16 protein-coding genes and 1 pseudogene are annotated in these 20,175 nt (G+C 64.9%); 13 read left to right on the top strand and 4 right to left on the bottom strand.

What is annotated here, in order from left to right; genetic code table 11:
- Positions 1–46 precede the first annotated feature (46 nt).
- The 3 genes from ALI144C_RS07435 to ALI144C_RS07425 all read left to right on the top strand — a co-directional run bounded on the left by ALI144C_RS07435 (position 47) and on the right by ALI144C_RS07425 (position 1,601).
- On the top strand, positions 47–439 hold the full coding sequence (locus ALI144C_RS07435; protein WP_076986260.1) for a VOC family protein: 393 nt from the start codon (positions 47–49) through the stop codon (positions 437–439).
- A gap of 67 nt (positions 440–506) precedes the next feature.
- Positions 507–971 carry a YdeI/OmpD-associated family protein gene (locus tag ALI144C_RS07430; protein ID WP_330359574.1) on the top strand — a complete coding sequence of 155 codons (465 nt, stop codon included), beginning with the start codon at positions 507–509 and terminating at the stop codon, positions 969–971.
- A gap of 204 nt (positions 972–1,175) precedes the next feature.
- Complete coding sequence (locus ALI144C_RS07425) at positions 1,176–1,601, top strand: DoxX family protein (protein ID WP_076986258.1); 426 nt, start codon at positions 1,176–1,178, stop codon at positions 1,599–1,601.
- 85 nt (positions 1,602–1,686) lie between these two features.
- Here the strand turns inward: ALI144C_RS07425 and ALI144C_RS55355 are convergent, their stop codons facing one another.
- Positions 1,687–4,974: a glycosyltransferase family 2 protein gene (locus tag ALI144C_RS55355; RefSeq protein WP_083752820.1), complete on the bottom strand. Its 3,288-nt coding sequence runs from the start codon at positions 4,972–4,974 to the stop codon at positions 1,687–1,689.
- A gap of 1,737 nt (positions 4,975–6,711) precedes the next feature.
- On the opposite strand from ALI144C_RS55355, the gene ALI144C_RS58650 reads away from it, so the two are divergent.
- On the top strand, positions 6,712–6,945 hold the full coding sequence (locus ALI144C_RS58650) for an IS3 family transposase (RefSeq protein ID WP_330359573.1): 234 nt from the start codon (positions 6,712–6,714) through the stop codon (positions 6,943–6,945).
- Positions 6,946–7,098: 153 nt separating this feature from the next.
- A complete protein-coding gene (locus ALI144C_RS07410; protein ID WP_143230482.1) occupies positions 7,099–7,350 on the top strand; it encodes a GntR family transcriptional regulator in 252 nt (83 codons plus the stop codon).
- A gap of 204 nt (positions 7,351–7,554) precedes the next feature.
- On the opposite strand, the gene ALI144C_RS07405 is transcribed toward ALI144C_RS07410, so the two are convergent.
- Positions 7,555–8,226 carry a hypothetical protein gene (locus ALI144C_RS07405; RefSeq protein ID WP_143230481.1) on the bottom strand — a complete coding sequence of 224 codons (672 nt, stop codon included), beginning with the start codon at positions 8,224–8,226 and terminating at the stop codon, positions 7,555–7,557.
- Between the two features lie 489 nt (positions 8,227–8,715).
- Positions 8,716–9,315: a TetR/AcrR family transcriptional regulator gene (locus ALI144C_RS07400; RefSeq protein WP_076986255.1), complete on the bottom strand. Its 600-nt coding sequence runs from the start codon at positions 9,313–9,315 to the stop codon at positions 8,716–8,718.
- A gap of 110 nt (positions 9,316–9,425) precedes the next feature.
- Between ALI144C_RS07400 and ALI144C_RS07395 the strand changes: the two genes are divergently transcribed.
- The 8 genes and pseudogenes from ALI144C_RS07395 (at position 9,426) to ALI144C_RS07360 (ending at position 18,581) form a co-directional block, all read left to right on the top strand.
- Positions 9,426–10,196, top strand: coding sequence for an ABC transporter ATP-binding protein (locus ALI144C_RS07395; protein WP_076986254.1), 771 nt, complete (start codon positions 9,426–9,428; stop codon positions 10,194–10,196).
- Positions 10,181–12,085, top strand: coding sequence for a hypothetical protein (locus tag ALI144C_RS07390; RefSeq protein WP_076986253.1), 1,905 nt, complete (start codon positions 10,181–10,183; stop codon positions 12,083–12,085). The genes ALI144C_RS07395 and ALI144C_RS07390 overlap by 16 nt, the downstream gene beginning before the upstream one ends.
- 306 nt (positions 12,086–12,391) lie before the next feature.
- Positions 12,392–12,706, top strand: coding sequence for an STAS domain-containing protein (locus tag ALI144C_RS55350; RefSeq protein ID WP_168211203.1), 315 nt, complete (start codon positions 12,392–12,394; stop codon positions 12,704–12,706).
- Positions 12,703–13,638 (top strand): sensor histidine kinase, encoded by a 936-nt coding sequence (locus ALI144C_RS07380; RefSeq protein WP_076986251.1) that lies wholly within the window; start codon positions 12,703–12,705, stop codon positions 13,636–13,638. The genes ALI144C_RS55350 and ALI144C_RS07380 overlap by 4 nt, the downstream gene beginning before the upstream one ends.
- 1,105 nt (positions 13,639–14,743) lie before the next feature.
- Positions 14,744–15,331, top strand: a complete 588-nt coding sequence (locus tag ALI144C_RS56625; protein ID WP_202818877.1) for a tyrosine-type recombinase/integrase — start codon at positions 14,744–14,746, stop codon at positions 15,329–15,331.
- Between the two features lie 1,080 nt (positions 15,332–16,411).
- Positions 16,412–17,338 (top strand): annotated as a pseudogene (locus ALI144C_RS57320) (tyrosine-type recombinase/integrase); the annotation flags it as partial.
- A gap of 296 nt (positions 17,339–17,634) precedes the next feature.
- Positions 17,635–17,949, top strand: a complete 315-nt coding sequence (locus ALI144C_RS57315; protein ID WP_237774025.1) for a hypothetical protein — start codon at positions 17,635–17,637, stop codon at positions 17,947–17,949.
- On the top strand, positions 17,946–18,581 hold the full coding sequence (locus ALI144C_RS07360; RefSeq protein WP_076986249.1) for a DUF6262 family protein: 636 nt from the start codon (positions 17,946–17,948) through the stop codon (positions 18,579–18,581). Before ALI144C_RS57315 ends, ALI144C_RS07360 begins: the two co-directional genes overlap by 4 nt.
- 20 nt (positions 18,582–18,601) lie before the next feature.
- Here the strand turns inward: ALI144C_RS07360 and ALI144C_RS58965 are convergent, their stop codons facing one another.
- Positions 18,602–19,093, bottom strand: a complete 492-nt coding sequence (locus ALI144C_RS58965) for a peptidase inhibitor family I36 protein (protein ID WP_441297542.1) — start codon at positions 19,091–19,093, stop codon at positions 18,602–18,604.
- Positions 19,094–20,175 lie beyond the last annotated feature (1,082 nt).

Raw genomic sequence — 20,175 nt, 5'->3', positions numbered from 1 at the left:
GTTCAGTGCCGACGCCGAACCACACCGAGACCAGCAGGAGAGAACCATGTCACCGCAGGTGAGCGCCATCATGCTCGGAGTCGAGGACCTGGCCCGCGCCAAGAAGTTCTACGCCGAGGGCCTCGGCTTCACGATCGACAAGGACACCCGCAACTTCGTCTCGTTCAGCCTGGGCGAGGGATCCCCGCAGCTGGCTCTCTACGAATGGGAGGCAGCGGCACGCGACGCCGGCGTGTCCGCGGAGGGATCGGGCTTCCGCGGCGCCTCGTTCCACATCAACCCCGACTCCAGGGAACTGGTGGACGAGACCATACGCAACGCCGTGGCTGCCGGCGGCAGCGTGGTCAAGGAGGCGGCCGCCGCCCGGTGGGGCGGCTACTACGGCTACTTCAGCGATCCAGACGGCTACCTGTGGAAAGTCACCACCTCCGCCTCCTGACCCCACAAGACTCACCCAAGGGTCCGCCAATCCCCACACGACGAGGATCCCCAAGCTAGTTGGCAATATGGCGGGAGCACACATGAAGTTTCGCGCCCATGTCGAGCCTCCGGAGCCCATGAGGGGGCTCGAAGTTCCACCGGAGGTCGTGGAGGCGCTCGGTGCGGGCAAGCGACCGGGCGTGACCATCACCATCAACGGGCATTCGTGGAAGAGCAGAGTCGCGATCATGCGCGGCCGCTACCTGCTCGGCCTGAGCAACGCCAACCGGCAAGCCGCAGGTGTCGTGACCGGCGAGCAGATCGAGGTCGAGGTCGAGCTTGATACCGAGCCCCGTGTCGTGATCGAGCCCGCGGACTTCGCCCGTGCCCTGGACGCCGACCCGATCGCCCGCGCCGCCTACGACAACCTGGCATACAGCCACAAGCGCCAGCACGTGCTCGCCATCGAGAGCGCGAAGAGGCCCGAGACACGCACACGGCGGATCGAGAAGGCCATCACAACCCTGCGGGCCACAGGTCCCGCCCGGTGAGGTCTACACCGTCCCACGCCGACGGGGAGGACACCGACACCGCAACCTGCCCCAGCATCAACGGCACACCGAAACACTCAACTCTGCCAGCCCGATCTGAGGCATCCCATGCCAGACATGGCGTTGCCCCATCGACATCGGCTGTCGACATCATTCGCGAAAGGACAGACGGATATGTCCGCCCGAACGTGGCCACGGCACGCAATGACCGGCCTGTACTGGTTCCTAGCCCTCGAGTTCGCGTTGGGCGCCATCACCAAGTACTGGCCGGGCGAAACGTTCTTCGGCCCGCCATACTCGACGCAGTTCGTCGAATGGGGTTACCCCTCCTGGATGCGCTTCCCGGTCGGGACTCTGGAAGGCCTCGCCGCCATTCTGCTCGTGATCCCCAGCAGACGAACACGCTTCCTGGGCGCCACCACACTGATGTTCGTGCTCACCGGCGCGGTCACCACCCACATCATCAACCACGACGGGCTGACCGAAAGCTGGGCCGCGCCGACACACCTCATCATCACCGGCATCCTCGCACTAACCAACTGGCCCGCCGACTGGCGAGACCTCCTCCTGCGGGCTCCCACTCCGCCCACAGCCCGAGCACTACATCCAACGAAACAACAACACGCCTAACATGGTGTTGACCGCTGTCGCGACAGCACCATGATCGCGGCGATAGCTGGGTTCACCTGCCCTACACGCCTTACACTCCCCTATCTCAGGGCGTGGGTCGTACACGCCAAAGTGTCCATTCATGAGTTTTCGGGTGGTTGCGAGATGGGAAGACAACCTCGACCTCGGCCCAGGGCGGACTCGCCGAGCTTTGCGTGAGGTCGGGCCACGCGGCCGCGACTTCGTCATGTTGTGAGTGCCCGCGGCTAACGAGAAGATATTCGACATCGTGTCCGATCGGGTCGGTGACGGCGCCTTCGAAGTCGCGGTCCGACGTGATGACGAACTGGCGTAGGTTGGCGCTGGCCACGAGGACGGCGAAGCCGGGGCCGGAGTCGACCACCACGCTGCCTGGTGGCAGCCGGCGCCCGTCCAGGTATGCCGCAACCTCTCGATCGATCTCAAACGCTCCGTTGTAGCTGCCCACGACAGGTTGCGCATGACCCAGCGAGGCCAGCACCGCCGGGCGCACGTGACTCCACTCCTCAGTGGCGAATTCAGGTTTCGTCATGGCCGCGTATCCCGAGGTGAAGCCTCCCGGGATGATCAAAACCACGGCCGTCACCACGGCGATCCATTCCTTGCGACGCCTGTGGAGAACAACGGCGATCAGCCCGCTCCCTCGGAACAAGTAGCCGACCAGCACGACCAACAGGGGCACGACGACGATCTGGTAACGCAGAAACCCGAACAGTGAACCGGCGAAGTACGCGGCACATTGAAACGCGAGGATGGCGGAGAACAGGCCGACCGGCACGATCATAGAGACGTTCCGTTCTCGCACAGCAAAAAATGCTGTCAAGACAAGAACAGGAACAAGCAGTGGCGCCAGCACGAGCCACTGCATCGTCAACAATGACGGGTCAACGGACGCGATCCCACCACCCTTCTGAACGAGCGCCGAGTTTCCGTAGGCGGAGCTGAACTGCTCGAACGGATGACCGACGATGACCCAGCTGGCGACTGCCCATAGAAAGAACGCCGCCGCTAGCGGCCCTCCAGCAAGGAGGGCGTCCGCCAGAGCCACGCGCCTTCGATGGGCACGTCCTCCGGGCGAGCGGTACCACGACAGCGCGACCACGAAGGCTATAGCAGCGCAACCCGACGCCAGAACTTCGTATCGAGCCAGATAACCCAGCGCGAGGAACCCGCCCGCCGCCATCAAGTGTCGCGGGTTCGTATCAGCGGTCCAGCGGACAAGACGACGAATGGCGAGCAGCAGGAAGACAATAAGGAGCGCCTCGGTCATCCCGTTGGCTCCGAACCAGATGATCAACGGCTGCAGCCCGAAGGCCACCGTCAGCCAGATCCGAACCCGCCGAGACACGTGCAGATCGCCGAGTAGTCCATAGAGGACCTTCACCGAGCCCGCCATGGCGACGGCAGAGACGATGTTGGCCAGCAGGCCTTGTTCGACCAACGGTGGCCACAAATGCTTGAGTGGCAAGAGCGGCAGATACAACAGCGACGGCAGAGGTGTCCAGACGAATCCTATGTTCGCCAGCTTCGGCTCACGACTGTAGATCACATAGTTGGCATTGGCGACCCGAGAGAGCGCGTCTCCCATGACACTGTGCTGTTCCAAGACCAGCCAGCAACCGACGACGAGATACAAGGTGAGGAACCCGAAGAAGATGCCGAGCCCCGCGCGCGCCTCAACTGAATCCGGCAATCGCACTGCCGCAATCCGCCGCAGCCGGGACTGGTACCGCCCGGCGGAACCGGACACAGTCTCGGCGGTCGGGGCCTGCTCGGCTCCTTGGCCGTGAGGATGTGATCTCTTCGGTGCGACAACCGGCCGATGTGGCCGGTCGCTGTGAACTGAACCAGCGTGGACAAGGCCGTGGGTGGTTTTCTCCCAGTAGGAGGGTTGTACTACGAGTTGCACGAACGCCTTGATAGCGGCCAACGACATCATCGGCCAGTAGAGCGGAACTATCAGGCCGCTGAGCGCCAACTGCGGCTTGCCGCTGGTACGGGCATTCGCCACGCCGAAGTACACCAGGCTGAAGCCACCGAGCACCCAGCACACCATGCCCAGGTAGTACACAGCGGGCGGGAACAGCTCCGCCACGAACGAGGGCTGGCTCAGCCACCACAATCCTGTCAAACCCCAGAAGAGTGGATTCACCATCGCAAGCAACGGAGTACCGCCGACGAACAGGAGAAACCCCATCACGCCCTTGGCACCGAGATCGTCGACCAGCCGGCGCGGTGACCGCGTGTGCACCAGGACCGTCTGCAGGTAGCCTTTGTACCAACGGGATCTTTGTTTTATCCAGTTGACGAAGTCGCTGTTGGCTTCCTCGTGCGTCGTGGAGTTGAGCATGGCCACGCTCCAGCCGTAACGCGCGAGGCGCACCCCGAGGTCTGCGTCCTCGGTGACGTTGTAGGGGTCCCAACCGCCTACGTCCCATAGCACTTCCCGCCGGATGTGGTTCGAGGTGCCGCCCAACGGAATCGGTGCGCCCGTGGCCACCAGCCCTGGCAGCAACCATTGGAACCAGGTGTCGTACTCAGTGGTGAACCAGCGGGTGATGAGGTTCTGTTCAGCGTTGTGATAGGAGAGACGGGCCTGCAGGCAGGCGACGTCCGTGCTGCTGCGACGGAAAGCCACGACCGCTCTGCGCAGTTGCAGGGCCTCTGGACGGTCCTCGACGTCATATATGGTGACGAACTCGCCTGATGACAACATGAGACCGTAGTTGCACGCCCTCGGCTTCGTGCGCGGATCCCCGGCAGGAACCAGGACGATGTCAACCGGTGCTCCGGCACACGCCGCGCGCGCTGCGGCGATGGTCATCGCATCGTCCTCTTCGAGGAGCAGCAGCACTTCGAGGCGGTTGGCCGGATATTCCAGCGACGCCATGCACGCAACGACAGCCGCGATCACCTCCGGTTCGCGGTAGGCGGGCACCAGAACTGTGTAGACCGGTAATTCCTCGTCGGGTACTGCGCGAGCCTCTTCGTCCGAGACATGAATCGTCCTGTCGTTCGTCAAGGCGCGACGCATCAGCTGTACTCGGTGCAACAGAGTCGCAGCATACAGCGTGATAACGATGGCGATGACGATCAGAGCCACTGCCCTGGGCTGTAGTACGACGGCCAATGTCCCAACAGTCAGTACACATCCGGCCACCACGAGGCCGTCACGGCTCCGCCGGCCCCGACGCGCCGAGAGCTCGGGGGCTGCCTCTGCCAAGGCATCGGCGGCGAGTTCCACGCGCAGCCGCCGTGCCGCTTCGTTTCCGGAGTCAGCCAATACTGCCCTCGGATACCGGTTCAGCACATTCAGGCCGCTGGCTCGGCCGCGGCCGCCCGAAACTCCTTTCATGGAGCGATCATCGGATCAGCAGATGTGGCGGGATGGCCATACGGCGGACGGCAACGTCGACGTGGGCGCCGCCCAGCGAGGGTCTCGAAGATCAGCCCACGGGTGGGGCGGGCCATTGCCGACCTCTGCCAGATGCGCACTCCGCAACCAGAGGTCATCGGTTCACCACACCGAGCACAAGAAAGGCAACCGCAAGAACACCGACGACTACCGTGCCAAGACGTGCATCTGGCACTGCGGCCGTCAGACGGTGGGCCAATCCTGGCTCTGTTCCACCGTTTCTGTCCGATCGTCGCCGGTCACGCACCCTACGCAGCAAACGAACGCTGAGGGCAACGAGCACGATCCCGGCTATGGCCGCCACGGTGAAACGGTGGACCCCACCCGATGACCACTCAACAGCCGCAGGGGCGCCGACGGATCGAGCACGCCACATCGTGCACATCCACTCCACAGCGGCGAGAACGGTTCCAATCGCTATACCACCCGCAATGGCGCCTAACCGTCGCACAGCGCCAACAACACAGAAGGACCAACCAACACCACACAGCATGCCGACATACAGAAGCATTGGCATTCCCGCACCAGCCGCCGGATCCAGCGTCACGAAGTCACCGGAGTGCGGCACCCGGACCGTGCGATCACTGGCGCCCAACGACGCGCTGGGCATGAGCAGGACACTGAGGTGGAGCCCGATTGCCGTCGCGTGTGGTGACACCTGATCCGACAGCACCGCCCAAGGTTCTCGCCAGGTCAGAACCAGCAGCCCAGCAGCCCATCGCACCCGCCATAACGCTCGCGATCCATAGCCGGCCGCGATGATGGCCACTGCCATCAGGCACGGCACCAGTGCGGTGTTCACCCCGCTGGCAGCGTCCTGCGGAGTGAGCACAAGCAGCGTCACGGCCGCCGAGCTCGCCAAGAAACAGATGATGAGATCGAGTTGCCGGTCGTGGATCTGCGGTTCCCGACGGGCAGACCGAAGGCCGTGCCAAGCCACCACGGCAGCGAGTAGTGGCACAAGCGCCAACACACCGAGGGGCTCCACCTGCGGCCAAGCATCCACGCCCGACCACCACCATGGCGCACAGCTCAGCGCGATCGCAGCGGGAACCGCGGCCAGCCGCGCACAAGTCGCGACGCCTGCCACGTCCACGTGAGATGATTGAAAAGGGCGTGGTGATGCGTGGACATCAACCTTCGTGACCACATCAGATCCATGCATACGAAAAGCACTCCGTAGAGGGAGATAGCCCGTGACGTGGGCCTGTCAACGAACTGGTAACTGTGAAGCGCCGAGCTCGCGTGTACCGAAGCAGGCCGGGAACCCGATTGTTCCTGGCCCGACCAGCAGGTCGTAGAAGCAGGTTCGTCGCCCAATACTCGCGCGACTGACCCACCGCGTCAAGGCGGACCACTCACAAACGGGTTTCCTGTCCCCGTCGCGTGAAAAGCAGCGCCGCACCAGCCCTTTTGCCAGGATCACGTGGGACTGCAGGGTGAATACCGGGGTTGACCAGGGGAATCGGAGATCGTCACGGACGCGTCCACCTCATCTGCCGAAGCCCCAGCCACATCCGCCGCCAGAACGAGAAACACAACGCGGGTTCCGAACCCCACCTCCTGACCATTCTACTCCAATTTGGACATACAGGTGCGGGAACTCATAGACTATGATTGCGAGCTATACCGAACTCGTGCAGCGTGCATTAGTCCTCATAGGTATTCGGTCTTCCCTTGGAACTCGGCCTGGTCCGGTGCCGGTTCACGACGGCCTGGGTATCGAACTGTTCGACGTGCCGTGGTTCACCGCCGATCAGCGATGAACTAACCACCGTGATCGTGCGCCTGGCGCGCGAGAACCGGACCTGGGGTGTGGTTCGCATTCAGGGCGAGCTGCGCCGCCTTGGCCAACGAGTCGCTGCGTCGACCATCCGCAAGATCCTGCGTGCCAAGGGGATAACGCGATAATGATCATTGCCCCCGAAGCAGTTCTCACGTCGGCCCAAGTCGTTGCGATCCTTGCCCCACATTAGAGGTTCCTAGATCAGACGGCATCGTGCGTGTCCCACTGACCGGTCGGGCTCCCACAGGGGCCTCGAGCCGGTGGAACAGGAGGTACGCATGCCGTCCGAGGCCCAGCCGGAGCCGCTCTACCGGCGCATCGCCGGGGAGTTCGAAGCCAGGATCCGCTCCGGTGATCTCCAGCCGGGGCAGCGGCTGCCGTCCATCCGCCAGATCGCGGACCGGTGGAGGATCGCGACCGCGACCAGGGTGCTCGCCAGCCTGCGCGAAGCCGGACTGGTCGAATACAGCCTCGCCCGGCACCTCGACGGGTTCGCGATCCTGGTGGACGAGCGGCCGCACAAGGAGTAAGTGGCTGCAGGGCGCCGTGCGTGTCAGGGTCTGTAGTGGACACGAGTCGAGTGATCCGCCCCGGCTGCACGTGCATGTACTGCTCGCCCCGCCGTATCCGAGCCGGAACATGAGATCGGCTTCGTTCCAGTCTCCACGGTCCTGGATCAGGCGCGACAACCCGCGTGGCGGCTCCCCCATGACGGCGACACCTGCGTGTAGTCGCTAACGCGACTGCCCGATCGCGGCCAGGACGGACGTGGCGCCGGCGCTGGCTGTGTTGTCGATGGCCTCGATGGGCATCGCAGCGTGGCTGTAGTGGAACAAGACCACCACAGTCTCGCGCCGCGCGGCCACCTTGGTGTTTCCCACGGGGGCATTGTTCGCGTCGAATGCCCCGTGTTGCAGACATGCTTCGTCGGCGCCCTCCACCGATATCCGTTTGCTCGCACGGCCGTCGCACTCCACGGAGTTCTGAAACACGGTCCTGGCGACGTCCTCGGTATTGGCCGCGGTAGCCGTCACGATCACGGTCACCGCTGGGAACCGCTGACCGTTCACGGACGGAACGTTTGCCCAACTGCACCGGGTGGCGATCTGTCCTTGCCCGCTGGGCTCGGGATCATTGCCGAACGGTTCTTTGACCTTTCCCGGCACGATCGCGGCCAGGTGGGCAGGTGACAGCAGTTCGCACGCACGAGGCGGCGCCTGCACAGGCTTCGCGGCCGGTGGTTCCGGTGCCGCACCACTGGATCCACCGGCCGCGGTGCCGCCACCAGAGTCCTCACCCGAGACCGCGATCACGAACGCGACGGCTGCTCCCACCAACACCAGACAACCGCACACGATGGTCGCCACCAGCCCGGCCCGCCGCCGGGGCGGTTGCGGTGGTGGCACGAACGTCTGCCTGGGGTATCCAGGTTCGGGATACGACTGGGGAGGTTGCATGTGGCGGTTTTACCGCATTCTCGGGACCAATTCGTGTGATACGCGCAAAAGACGTGAGGTGACAGTCGAATGTAGGTGGCGAGAACCCCTCGAGTAAACTTCCGCGGTACACGCCTCTCAACTTCGGCGGTATTTCCGACCTCGTCTATTGTGATTTGCGGGGACTTCCCTTATGCCCCAGTGCTCGCTGTCCGGCCCGGTCTCTCCCGGTCGACCGACAGCCGCACGTGTGAGCCGGGCGACTGGTCCGAGGTGTGCTGAAGCTGCTGCCTGAACTGCAGCGATGAGTTCTTGAGACACACGGTGGCTCAGCGGTGACCTACGCCGTTCCGGTCACAGCCTTGCGAGACTGCGGCCGTTTCTCACGGGTTCGACCTCGAGCGGCAACTTCACGCAACTCGACACTGTTGAACGTCACCGGCGACGACGGCCGCGGTCCTAGCCACCAGCAGTCTTCGGGGCCTTCGGCCCGATCCCGGCGAAGACTGCCTCGATCACGCGGTCGACGTACTCTCGCGTCAGCGGTTGCCGGGCGATCAACACCTGGAAATAGAAGGGGCCGGACAGGAGGGCCATTGCCAGGCTCAGGTCGAAGTCGCTGGACAGTTGCCCCTGGTCGCGAGCCTTCCGCAAGCGAGCGATCGTCTTCTCCTCTTGAGGGCCGATGAAACGTTCGTTCAACGCCTCCGCGACTTGAGGATCTTGCTGGGCCTCGACCAGCAAAGCTTGATACAGCGGCCCGAGCGGCGGTTTGCTCAGCAGATCGACGGCCGCGTGGATCTGCTCGCGCAGGTCGGCTTCGATGTCGCCGGTGTCCGGATAGTTCAGTTCGGGCTCGTTCAGCGACAGCAGGGAGTCGAGGAACAAAGCGCCCTTGGACGGCCATCGGCGATAGATCGTGTGTTTGCCGGCTCCGGCGCGTGCCGCGACCGCCTCGATGCTGAGTTTGGCATATCCCACCTCCTGCCCAAGCTCCAGCGTGGTCCGCATGATGGCATCTGTCCGGTCGGCGACACGGCTACCGCGTTTGTCGGCCATTTCACCAGCATAGCGGAACGGCACGTGCCGTGTTGACTTCGCCCGAATACTCCAGCATGCTCACTCCGGAAGCGGTACGACACGTGCCGTTCCGCAACTGGAGGAACCCCATGGAGTCATCGGGTACAGCTCCGGCGCTTCGGCTCGCCGGGCTGACCAAGACCTTCGGCGACAGACCGGCGGTCGACCATATCGATCTGGAAGTGCCCCCGGGGTCCTTCTTCGGCCTGATCGGCCCCAACGGCGCAGGCAAGACGACGTCGTTGTCGATGGCGGTGGGACTGCTGCGTCCCGACAGCGGGCGCTCCCAGATCTTCGGCGTCGACGTCTGGGCCGACCCCGCACGGGCCAAGGAACTCATCGGCGTGCTGCCCGACGGGCTGTCCATGCCCGAGCGGCTGACCGGCCGCGAACTGCTGCGTTTCACCGGTCTGCTGCGCGGTATGGAGGTGCCCGAGGTCGAGCGGCGATCGGGTGAGCTGCTGGAGATACTGGAGCTGGCCGATACCGGGCGCACCCTGGTGATGGAGTACTCGACGGGCATGCGCAAGAAGATCGGCCTGGCCACCGCACTGCTGCACGCGCCGAAGCTGCTGGTGCTGGACGAACCGCTGGAGGCCGTCGATCCCGCCTCGGCCGCCACCATCAAGGTCATCTTGCGGCGGTTCGTCCGGGATGGCGGTTCCGTGGTGTTCTCCAGCCACGTGATGGCCGTCGTCGAGCAGTTGTGCGACCACGTGGCGGTGATCGCCTCCGGCCGGGTCGTGGCCTCGGGCCCGCTGGAGATTGTGCGATCGGGCCGAAGCCTGGAAGAGCGGTTCATGGACCTGGTCGGCGGCCAGGCCCCCGAGATGGGAGAGCTGGCGTGGCTGTCCTCCTGATCCGGATGAAATTGGCCGTGCTGCGGAATTCCATGAACGGCCAGCGCGCCGTCCGGCTGGTCACGGGCGCCGTGGCCGGGCTGACGCTCGCGGCGGGCCTGATCTTGCTCGCCGGACGCGACTACCCGGTCACGTCACTGCGCTTCGATGTGCTGGGAGCAGGATTCGCACTCTGGACGGCCGGGTGGCTGCTGGGCCCGGCGCTTTTCGGCGGCGGTGACGAGACGTTGCGGCCCGAACAGTTCTCGCTGTTGCCGTTGACACCACGCCGTCTGGCGGCCGGGATGGCGGCGTCGTCGTTCGTCGGCGTGGGCCCGCTGGTCACGCTCGTCGCCTTTTCCGCGCTGGTGGTTGCGTCGGTCAAGACAGGGCTTGGTGCCGCGGCCACGGTGGTCGGCGTGCTCGCGGTCGTCCTCCAGCTGTCGGTGTGCGTGCTGGCCTCCCGATTGATCACCGCGGTGCTCGGCCAGGTCATGCGCTCCAAGGTGGGTGCGGCGCTAGCCGCTCTCGTCAGCGCCGCGATCTTGGCCGGGTTGCATTCGAGCTGGGTGCTCTCGCCGCTGGCACAGTCCGCTCTGCGCACCGGCTTCCCGGATTCTTTCTCCGCGTGGTTGACGGCATTGCCTTCAAGCTGGGGACTGCTGGCCGTGCGCGCCGCCGCGCAGGGGAATTGGCCGACCGTGGCCGCCGTTCTGGCGGGGTTGGTGGCGCTCGGATTGCTTTGCTGGTATGGCTGGGCAGGTCTGTTGAAGCGACGGCTGGCCACCCGTCGCGCGAGCGGACGTCCGGTCCGGATGTCCTCCGGCGACTGGGCCAGGGGCCCGGTGACCGCGGTCGTCGCCCGGGAGCTGCGAACCTGGTCTCGAGACCTGCTTCGCTTTCATTACCTGGTTTTCGCCCTGTGCTACGCCCTGGTGTTCTGCCTGCTGCCGCTGGCCGTCGGCGCGTCGATCTTCCTGCCGTGGACCGGCCTGGTGTTCGCGCTGTGGGTCGCGGCGATCTCCGCCAACCTCTATGGCGAGGACGGCACCGAGCTGTGGGGCAGACTGATGATCCCCGGTTCCGCCCGCCACGATGTACGCGGCCGCCAGCTCGCCTGGTTGCTGGTCACCGCGCCGGCGACACTCGTCCTGACCATCGCGATGGTCGTCTTCACCGGCGAATACGGCCTTTGGCCCTGGCTGGCCACGGTACTTCCCGCGCTGCTGGGCGGCGGTGCGGGCGTGACCGTGCTGGTGTCGGTGCTGAGGCCGGTACCCATGACCGATCCGCGGCTCCGGGGCGGCAACCTGCTGGAGAACGGTACCGACTTCGCGCAGGTCCTGATGGTGCTGATCCTCAGCGCGGCGACCACCGCCCCCGCCTATTTCACGGCACGGCTGGGGCCGGTCTGGGCGGGGCCGGTCGTGGGCTTGGCCGGCGGCACTTTGCTGGCCTGGCTACTGGGACGGTGGGCCGCGGCCAAGCTCGAATCGAGCGCGCCGGAGTTGCTCCAGTATCTGCGTACCGGCGTCTCGCCCCGACGAAAGCGACCGGCCCCGGCCTGGAAACCGCAAAAGTCTTCCCTGCCGAAGCCTGAACCGCACCTGGAGAAACTCGGCCTCCACCTGGCTCCGAACGGCCAGCGTGTCTACGTCGTCGCGAGCCTGGTCCTGTGCTGGGTACCCCTGGCCGCCCAGGGCATCGTGCCCGCGCTCATGCTGACCACCGGCCAGATCACGCCATCCTGGTTTCTGGCGCTGCACCTGCCCCAGCATCTCCAGTGGCCCGCGATCACCGCCATGATCTGCCTCGGGCTCACCATGCTGATCACCGGCCTTGGCATCGGCCTTCACTACCGGGCCAAGTCACGACGCGCAGGGGGCGAACTCGAGCCCACGACACGATGAGCGCGGCAGTGTGGCCCAAAGGACCATTACCAGCAGAAATCAAGAAACCCCAGCACAAACCGGTTCCATTCACTGCCGTTGACTGCAGTTCGACACCGTTCAACGCACATCAGTTCTCCCTCTCGGTACGAGAAGAAGCCCATACTCAAGCGTGCAGAATATTTGCATCAGCCATCGCAGATTTTATGTAACGTCGGGCATGAGAAGTTTGAAGGTGCTTCCTCAGCGCCCCTCGCGAACGGCGCGCCGCGCCGCGTCCACACGAGCCGCTCCGGCAAACGGTTGGGGGTTCTTTATGATGAGACCGTGTCCGATCTGTCATTGCGCGTCATCACGGTCGATGATCCAGCCGGTCTGAAAGTCTCCGGCGCGGTCGACCTGACCACTCGTGGCGAATGGCGGCAGGCTTTGCGGGTGATGACCGACATCGACGGTGACATCCACCTGGACGTCGCCGAGTTGGACTTCATCGACTGCGGTGGGGTGTCCGAACTCGTGCACGCGTCCCGCAGCCTGCCGGCGGGACGGCATGTCGTGGTACACGGCCAATCACCGCTCTTCCAGCGCGTTCTGCGGCTATTCTGGCCGAACGTCCCCACTATCAAGGTTGTTGCCGCATGAGCACCGCGACCCGCCCCGTGGCCGAACCTTTCGCGCACCCAGCCTTGTTCTACCGGGATGACAGCGAGTACCTCGCCGGGACGATCCCGTTCATCACCGGCGGGCTCGCCGCGGGCGAGCCGGTGGCGGTGGCCGTGCCCGGACCTCAACTGGACCTGCTGCGTGCCGAGCTCGGTGATGCCGCCCGGCAGGTTGACTTCCTCGACATGACGATCGTCGGCCGCAACCCCGGCCGGATCATCCCTGGCGTGCTCCGTGCCTTCGCCGACCAGCACAGCGGCAGCCGGGTGCGGATCATCGGCGAACCGATCTGGGACGGACGATCGGCCACCGAGTATCCGGCTTGCGTCCAACACGAAGCCCTGATCAACCTCGCCTTCACCGGCCGGGCAGTGTCCATCCTGTGCCCGTACGACAGCGATGCGCTCCCACCCGAAGTCATCGCCGACGCGGCGGCCACCCACCCCGTCCTCATCGACGCCTCCGGCCAACGAGACAGCGACGCCTACGCCCCTGATCACATCGTGGCCTCCTACAACCAGCCGCTCCTGGCACCACCGAACAGCATCGGCCAGGATTTTGACGTGGCCACGCTCGCGATGCTGCGGCCATTCGCCGTCCAGCACGCCCAGCGACTCGGACTCGCCGGTCCCCGTGTCGACGACCTGGTGCTCGTCGTGATGGAGTTGGCCACCAACAGTGTCGAACACGGTGCTGGCACTGGGATCGTTCACCTGTGGGCCGCCGACGGCGACCTCGTCTGTCAGGTCTTCGACGAAGGACAGGTCACCGACCCCCTCATCGGCCGCCGGCCCGCGGCGCCGGACCAGTTCCGTGGCAGGGGTGTCCTGATGGTCAACCTCCTGGCCGATCTGGTGCGGATGCACACGTCCCCGCACGGCACCACTATCCAGGTACGTTTCGCCCTCTGAACCTCTCAGCAGGATCCTGCTCGGCTGGCGGCTTGCCCGACTTCCGGCCGTCTGTGTCCCGATCAAACCCTCGATGGCGGTCTCCACCACCACGAGGCTTTGGTCCCTCAGAGCGTGCTCAGCGGAACTGGAGCGTAGGACGACCCATCGATGACGACTGCGGCGGGCCGGTATACCAGCCGACACCTCGCCGAAGCCATCCTGATCGGGTGTGTAGCCCGACCAGGCCAGGGCTCGGTGCAGGAACTCGCTGTATCCGCTGTCGCGGGCCGCTGGCTTCATGGCGTCGACCTGGCCCTGGACTGGCGCGGGCCGGTCGTCGCAAGATGCCCTGGTCTTCGCAGAAAGGGCAGCCATTCGGGACGCGACCGAGTCCTCCACAGTTGCGGCAGTTTACCGACCTACTGCCGCGGTGTTCGCGACGTTTGTGGGCCGTCTGCATGTGCGTTAGCTTGCCCGCCTAACCGATCTTGAACGTCCTGTGCGGGATGTTCGTAGCAAGGCGGAGGGCGCGTGGCTGGGCGGCTGGTTGTGGGCGATATCCGGGTGCAGGAGATCATTCGGGGCAACGGCCGCCGGGAGTACACGATCGTGTGGCCGGACGGCTCGCTGTACCGGATGCCGGACGGGTTCTTGCGTACGTGCGCGGGCGGGACGGACCGGACGTACGCGTATCTGCTGGTGGATCACTTGCGGTGGCTGGAGTTTGAGGGCCTGAGCGCGGACACGGCGGCGTTGCGGGACGTGCAGCGGTACATGGCGGCGGTCGGCGCGGAGTACGCCGGTCCGTTCGGCCGGCCGTGGCGACTGGGCAAGCGCCCCTACGGCGAGCGCAGCCTGCAAACGGCGGCCGCGTGCTTGAAGGGGTTCTACCTCTATCAGGGCTCTCGGGAGGTCAACCAGGACCTGGCGGAGGCGTTTAAGAAAGACCGGCTGCCCACGAAAGCCGACCGCCGCCGCGCGTTCCTGGGCCACACGTTGACCAGGATGCCGTCCAATCCGCTGACCCCGGCCCGGACGGTGCGTCGACGGCATCCGAAGTTGCCGCCCGAAGGCGCCCGCGGGCAGTTAGTGGCCACGTTGCCGACCGCCCCGGGACCGGATGGTGGTGACCTGGCTGGGCGACGGCGGCTTCCGCATCGGCGAACTCTGCGGACTGCACCTGATCGACCTGCACCTGCGCGAGGGATCCGCCTGCGGCGAGTGCCGGACGGCGCACGTGCACCTCTGCCACCGCGAGCTCAACCCGAACCGGGCGCGAGCCAAGGTGAAACACCCATGGACGATTGAGCACGGCGTGCTGCACGGCGGTTTGGTCCGTCGCGTCAGCCCCGCGATGATCCACACCTACTTCGAGTACATGACCACCGAGTACCCGCGCGACGCCGAGCACGGCATGCTCCTGGTCCAGATGCACGGGCCGCGCCGCGGCCAACCGTGGGCCACCGCGGCGGCGCGCGGCATGCTGCGCCGCGCCGGGATTCGGCTGGATCTCGGCAGAATCCACCCGCACCAGTGGCGTCACGGGTTCGCAACCAGCGTGCTGGACGCCTCCGGCGGCAACACGGTCATGGCGCGTGATGCTGGTGGTTGGGCATCGGCGACCACGGTCGATGTGATCTACGGCCACGTCGACGTCCACGACCCCGCGTTCGTCGCGGCCCTGAACACGGTGTGGGGTGAGCAGGCGTGATCCCCTTGACGGTGCTGCCCAACGATGGCGGCAGCCGGATCAAACGTGACCGGCTGGAACTGATGGCCGCGCTGATCGAGGCTCCCGGGTTCGACCCGATCTACCGGGCCGACCTCATCAAGATCCCGAGAGACCACCCGGTGTACGGCTGGGGCTGCACCGTGGCGGGCTGCACGCGGGTCCGGCGAGTAGGTGTTCTGCTCTGCGAGAGCCACACCGCGCAGTGGACGATTGCCAAGGCGACGAACGCGACGACCATGGCGGAGTTCTGCCGCACAGCCACACCGCTGACTCCCGCGCTCGGACTTGACGTGGGAACGTGTCGGATCTGCCCGGACCGCCCGGTGAGCCACCACCCCACCGGACTCTGTGAATATCACCGGAGCACCTGGGAGCATCTCAAGACAAGCAAGCCGGCCGTCGCGGACTTCACCTCCTGGCTGAGCGACCAGACTCCGCTCGCCGGGTTCGGCCCGTGCACCGTCACGGTCTGCCGTGACCTGGCCTGTTCGCCGCTGCGCCTGTGTGACATGCACCGAGACCGGTATCGACGAGAAGGGAGTCCTGGCGGGGCGCGACTGCCAGTCCGTTGGTCACGGCGCCGGGACCTGCGCGGCCTGCCTATCCCCATCGTCTGTGACGACGAGGCCGCGTTCCAGCACTGGCGCGTGAACGCCGATCCGGTCTATCGCCTCGGCGTGCTGAATCTCGTCGCGTTGCCTCCGCTGCTACGCGCAGAGTTCCAGTGGGGCCTGCACGCCCACGCCCAGATGGCAAGCCGATCAGCCTGGGACCTGGCAAGCCTGCAACGACTGGTCAACCAAGTCCGACGACTCCGGCTGACGTCGCTGATCGAACTGGACACCACCAACAGCAGCAACGCCGCCGTCCGCAAGCAGATCGACTCACACGGCCGCTCGATCAGCTACCAGATCATCTGCGGGCTGCGATGTATTTACTACAGCCCGCACGACACCAGGGAAGCCGGCTACATCGAAACCGACCACTTTGGCCGACGATTTCCCGCCAGGCAAAGCCACTTTGACCTGACCAAACGTCTCCCAACGGTGGCTGCGCGACATGCTCTGGGACAACCTCGCCGAGCGGCTGAGTTCCGAGAACTGTCCACGCAGCGTCAGCCCGCTGGAGTACCTGCGCCGGGCCTGCACCGAGCTGAGCGCCTTCCTGGAGACCGACGCGCCCCTCGGCGGACACGATCCCACGCTGCTGCGCGAGGAGCACGCCCAGCGCTTCGTCGTCGACCAGCGACACCGAGCGCGACACGGCATCAACTCCCTCGGCGTGACCCACCGCGACGGCTCCACCAGCACCGTCACCGACGGCACCCTCCGGGTCGTCTTCCAGTACGCGCGGAAGCTGCTCTACACCGCGCTGGAGTCCGGTCGCGCCGCACAGATCGGCCTGGACCCCGCGTTCATCACCGCGATCCCGTTCGGCACGGTACGGCCCGCGCGTTCACGAAACCCTTTTCCCGACGAACTGGCGCACGCACTCGCAGACGAGGCCAACCTCCGCCAGTTCGCCGACACCTACGACCCGAAAGACCGAGGCCTGCGGGATATCTGGGAAGCCATCGTGCTCACCGGCCGTCGCTGCAATGAGGTTCTCCGGCTTCGCCTCGACTGCATCGGCCGCTACCGCGGCCTGCCGATGCTCTGGCACGACCAGACCAAGGTCGGCAACTACAACGAAGGCATCCGCATCCCCGAGACCCTCTACAGCCGACTCGACGAGCGCCGCCGCAAAACCCTGGTTCGCTTCGAGCACCGCCACGGCCGGATGCCCACTCCCGACGAACGATCCGCCATCGCCTTGTTCCCGACCGATATCCGCAACTCCAACGAGCGCAAATCCATCAGCTACACGTTCTTCTACAGCAACTTCACCGACTGGGTGGACACACTCGACCTCGGCAAGGCCGTGCCCCACCAAGCCCGTCACACGCTCGCGACCAACCTGCTCCGCGCCGGTGCCAGCCTGGCCCACATCCGCCGCTACCTTGGACAGATCAGCGATCGCATGGCCGAGCACTACGTCAAGCTCGCACACTCCGACCTGGAAGACGTCCTGCACGCCGTCTGGGCCGCCGGCCCCGGCGCCCCCAATCCCGGCGAACTGCTCTCCGGCGACTCCACCCCGCTCACCCGCGAGGAAGCCATGGCGCTGGCCTTGGATGTCTCCCGGCGCAGCACACCGGCCGACGGCGGGTTCTGCACCTTCCAACCCGTGGTCCAGGGCGCGCGTGTCCGTGGAAGCTGGACTGCGGTGACTGCGACAAGTTCGTGCTGTCCGGCGCGGATCTGTTGTATTGGCGCCGCAAACAGGAACAGTGGCGGTCCATCGCCGAACGCGCCCCGGATGACGCCACCGCCGACTACCTGCACCAGGTCTTCGAACCCACCGCCCGCGCGATCGCCGGGCTGGAGAAGGCGCTGGCCGGGCTCGGCCTTATCGACGAGGCCCTGGCGATGGACCTCCGCCGTCCGCAGGACTACTTCCACCGGGTCTGGAGCACCAACTTCCGCGCCGCCGACCTGGCCAGTATCGCCACCGACGACTGCGACAATGACCCTGCTGTCGAGGAGCAGACCCTATGAGCACCCCGCCTGCCACCACCCGCACCGCAGCTGCCCTCGACGCCCGCCGGAGCGCTGTCGAGAAGATGCTCGACCGCATCCGCGACACTCTGCGCCGGATGCAACAGGAACGCGCGAAGATCACCGTCGCCGCCGTCGCACGCGGGGCCGACGTTTCCCGGACCTTTCTCTACCAGAATCCCGCTGCCCGCCAACTTGTGGACGAGGCCGCCACCGCAGCCAGAGGGCAACGCGTCCAGGACCAGGCCGAGCACGCCGCGGGAATCGCGGCGTCCTGGCGGGAACGGGCGCTCAACGCCGAGGACGCCCTCCGACGCGCGAACGACGAGATCTCCTTGCAACGCACCACTATCGGCCAGCACTTGGGCAAGATTCGCGACTTGGAGCAGGACCTGCCTGAGGACGGCATCCAACGCATCGTCACCGAGAACACCACCCTCAAACAGAAGTTCCGCCAGCTCACGCAGGACAACAGGCGACTTCAGGAACGACTGCAAGGAGCCCGGAACAACACCCGGTTCCTCGACAAACGAGTCGCTGACCTGGAGACCCAACTTCTCCCGGAAACCGGGCTACCGGTGGCTGCTGAAGCTGATACCAGCCGCGAAATTAGCCGTTCGAACGGTCAATGAGGTTGTCTGGCTCGATTTGCCTAGGGAATGTTGCAGGTATAGCTCGGATCGTAGACCATCAGGTCGGCGTATTTGCCCGGCGGAAAGTTTCCAGAGTACGCGCCGGGCACCAGGTCGTAGAGCCATTCATAGTGCTCCCCGCTGACAGGTCGACGGTTCCAGACAGAAACTCCTCCGGTAGCATTGTTCTTTAGAGAACGAACACTGTTCTCCCAAACAGTGCCCTGCCAGCTCCAACCTTCGCAGCGATCCCAGATACCACCGATCGACAATCCGTGCCCAGTGTATTCACCGCCTGTCCATACGCAAAATCTATGCATTGGACAGCTGGTAACACCCTCGCCTATTTTATCGGTGACCCACGTCCCCTGGGATCCGATTGGGTGATGTTCTTTTTTTCGTGCGAGACGCAAAACGTCTCCCGTCGTCGATATCGATGTTGCCGTAGCGGCGGTTGTACGCGCGTTGCTGGCGGCTACCGTAGGTGCGGACACTGTCCCCGAACTTGCCATTAGCACGACTAACCCAGCCACGAAGATGCGATGCTTCCATCGTTTCACGCTAGTTCTCCAATTTCTCCGACCTTCCCAATCCGGCTCACGCTAGACACAGGAGACACCACAAAGATGATCTCGATATCCAGCCTCTGTGAGACGGTCTCGAATACAGGGTCTCGCCGCCCGCCGTAGTGCTGTACCGCTCTTCGGGGTAATCCATTTGGTCTACTCAATACAACATTAGCGCAGTGTGATCTTGAGATAGCGGGTCGCGTGCCCAGTCACCGCGTGATCAAGTTCGAAGTATGATTGGACTCAATGCAGACGCGACGGCCGCGTTGTAAATGAGGCGCTGGCCAATGACGACGCCATCGAGGACGACACCCCGCCAGTTGTGACCAGCGTCGACGTGTTTCGACCATCGAAGACGTTGCATCTGGTGACACCGCAGCCGAGTGGCTCTTGGAGCCATCAACGCCACGAGGTCGAGGTGGCGCTGGGTCCAGCGCCTGGCGTACTGCTAGATAATCTTGTCTAGTTGATTTGCCAGTTCATAATCACACGCTGTGCACGAACGGGAGTTGCCCACCGCGAAGCAGCCACCCTTGACCCGAAGAATGATCGTCCGAACGGGTGATCTTCAGAAGGAAGATCACGGCTTCGACGCCCACATCGCACACATATGTTAAGGACGTAACGGCCCAGCTCAGAACCCACAAGAGGAACTCGTTGCCCGGTTAAGCGCAGTAGCCCTTCCGGTTGGGTGCCAGCCATCCGAACATGCCAGCACGCTATACCCCCATACGGCCTCGGTATCTGGATCGAGTGGCTGTAGGTGCGGTTGGGTTACACGTGTGTGGTGGGCAGGTTCCAGCACACAGGGTGTGGAGCATCGGCGGTCGGCGCAGGCGTGTAGCCGTTCGTTCTACCGTCACCGTGACGGTAACCCGTACGGCTCGCGATCCCCTTGAAGATCGGCTCTGACCTGCGAGAATCAGGCCTTGAATGGCGGCTTTTGCCACCGGCGGGTCGGGTTCGACGCTGGCCGGGCCAGCGTCGGGGTTCGAGTCGGCGTAGACGCGCCGTGCCCTGGCCCA

This window comes from Actinosynnema sp. ALI-1.44 (genome assembly GCF_001984155.1).
Taxonomy (GTDB): Bacteria; Actinomycetota; Actinomycetes; order Mycobacteriales; family Pseudonocardiaceae; genus Kibdelosporangium.
The sequence above is the reverse complement of the archived record's forward strand: the minus strand, read 5'-3'. Positions and strand labels throughout refer to the sequence as shown.

Excerpts from the sequence above, each read along its gene's own strand:
- ALI144C_RS07425 (WP_076986258.1), top strand. The coding sequence starts at position 1,176 with ATGACCGGCCTGTACTGGTTCCTAGCCCTCGAGTTCGCGTTGGGCGCC.
- ALI144C_RS58965 (WP_441297542.1), bottom strand. The coding sequence starts at position 19,093 with ATGGCAAGTTCGGGGACAGTGTCCGCACCTACGGTAGCCGCCAGCAAC.
- ALI144C_RS07410 (WP_143230482.1), top strand. The coding sequence starts at position 7,099 with ATGCCGTCCGAGGCCCAGCCGGAGCCGCTCTACCGGCGCATCGCCGGG.
- ALI144C_RS55355 (WP_083752820.1), bottom strand. The coding sequence starts at position 4,974 with ATGAAAGGAGTTTCGGGCGGCCGCGGCCGAGCCAGCGGCCTGAATGTG.
- ALI144C_RS07380 (WP_076986251.1), top strand. The coding sequence starts at position 12,703 with ATGAGCACCGCGACCCGCCCCGTGGCCGAACCTTTCGCGCACCCAGCC.
- ALI144C_RS07395 (WP_076986254.1), top strand. The coding sequence starts at position 9,426 with ATGGAGTCATCGGGTACAGCTCCGGCGCTTCGGCTCGCCGGGCTGACC.
- ALI144C_RS07360 (WP_076986249.1), top strand. The coding sequence starts at position 17,946 with ATGAGCACCCCGCCTGCCACCACCCGCACCGCAGCTGCCCTCGACGCC.
- ALI144C_RS07435 (WP_076986260.1), top strand. The coding sequence starts at position 47 with ATGTCACCGCAGGTGAGCGCCATCATGCTCGGAGTCGAGGACCTGGCC.
- ALI144C_RS07430 (WP_330359574.1), top strand. The coding sequence starts at position 507 with ATGGCGGGAGCACACATGAAGTTTCGCGCCCATGTCGAGCCTCCGGAG.
- ALI144C_RS07400 (WP_076986255.1), bottom strand. The coding sequence starts at position 9,315 with ATGGCCGACAAACGCGGTAGCCGTGTCGCCGACCGGACAGATGCCATC.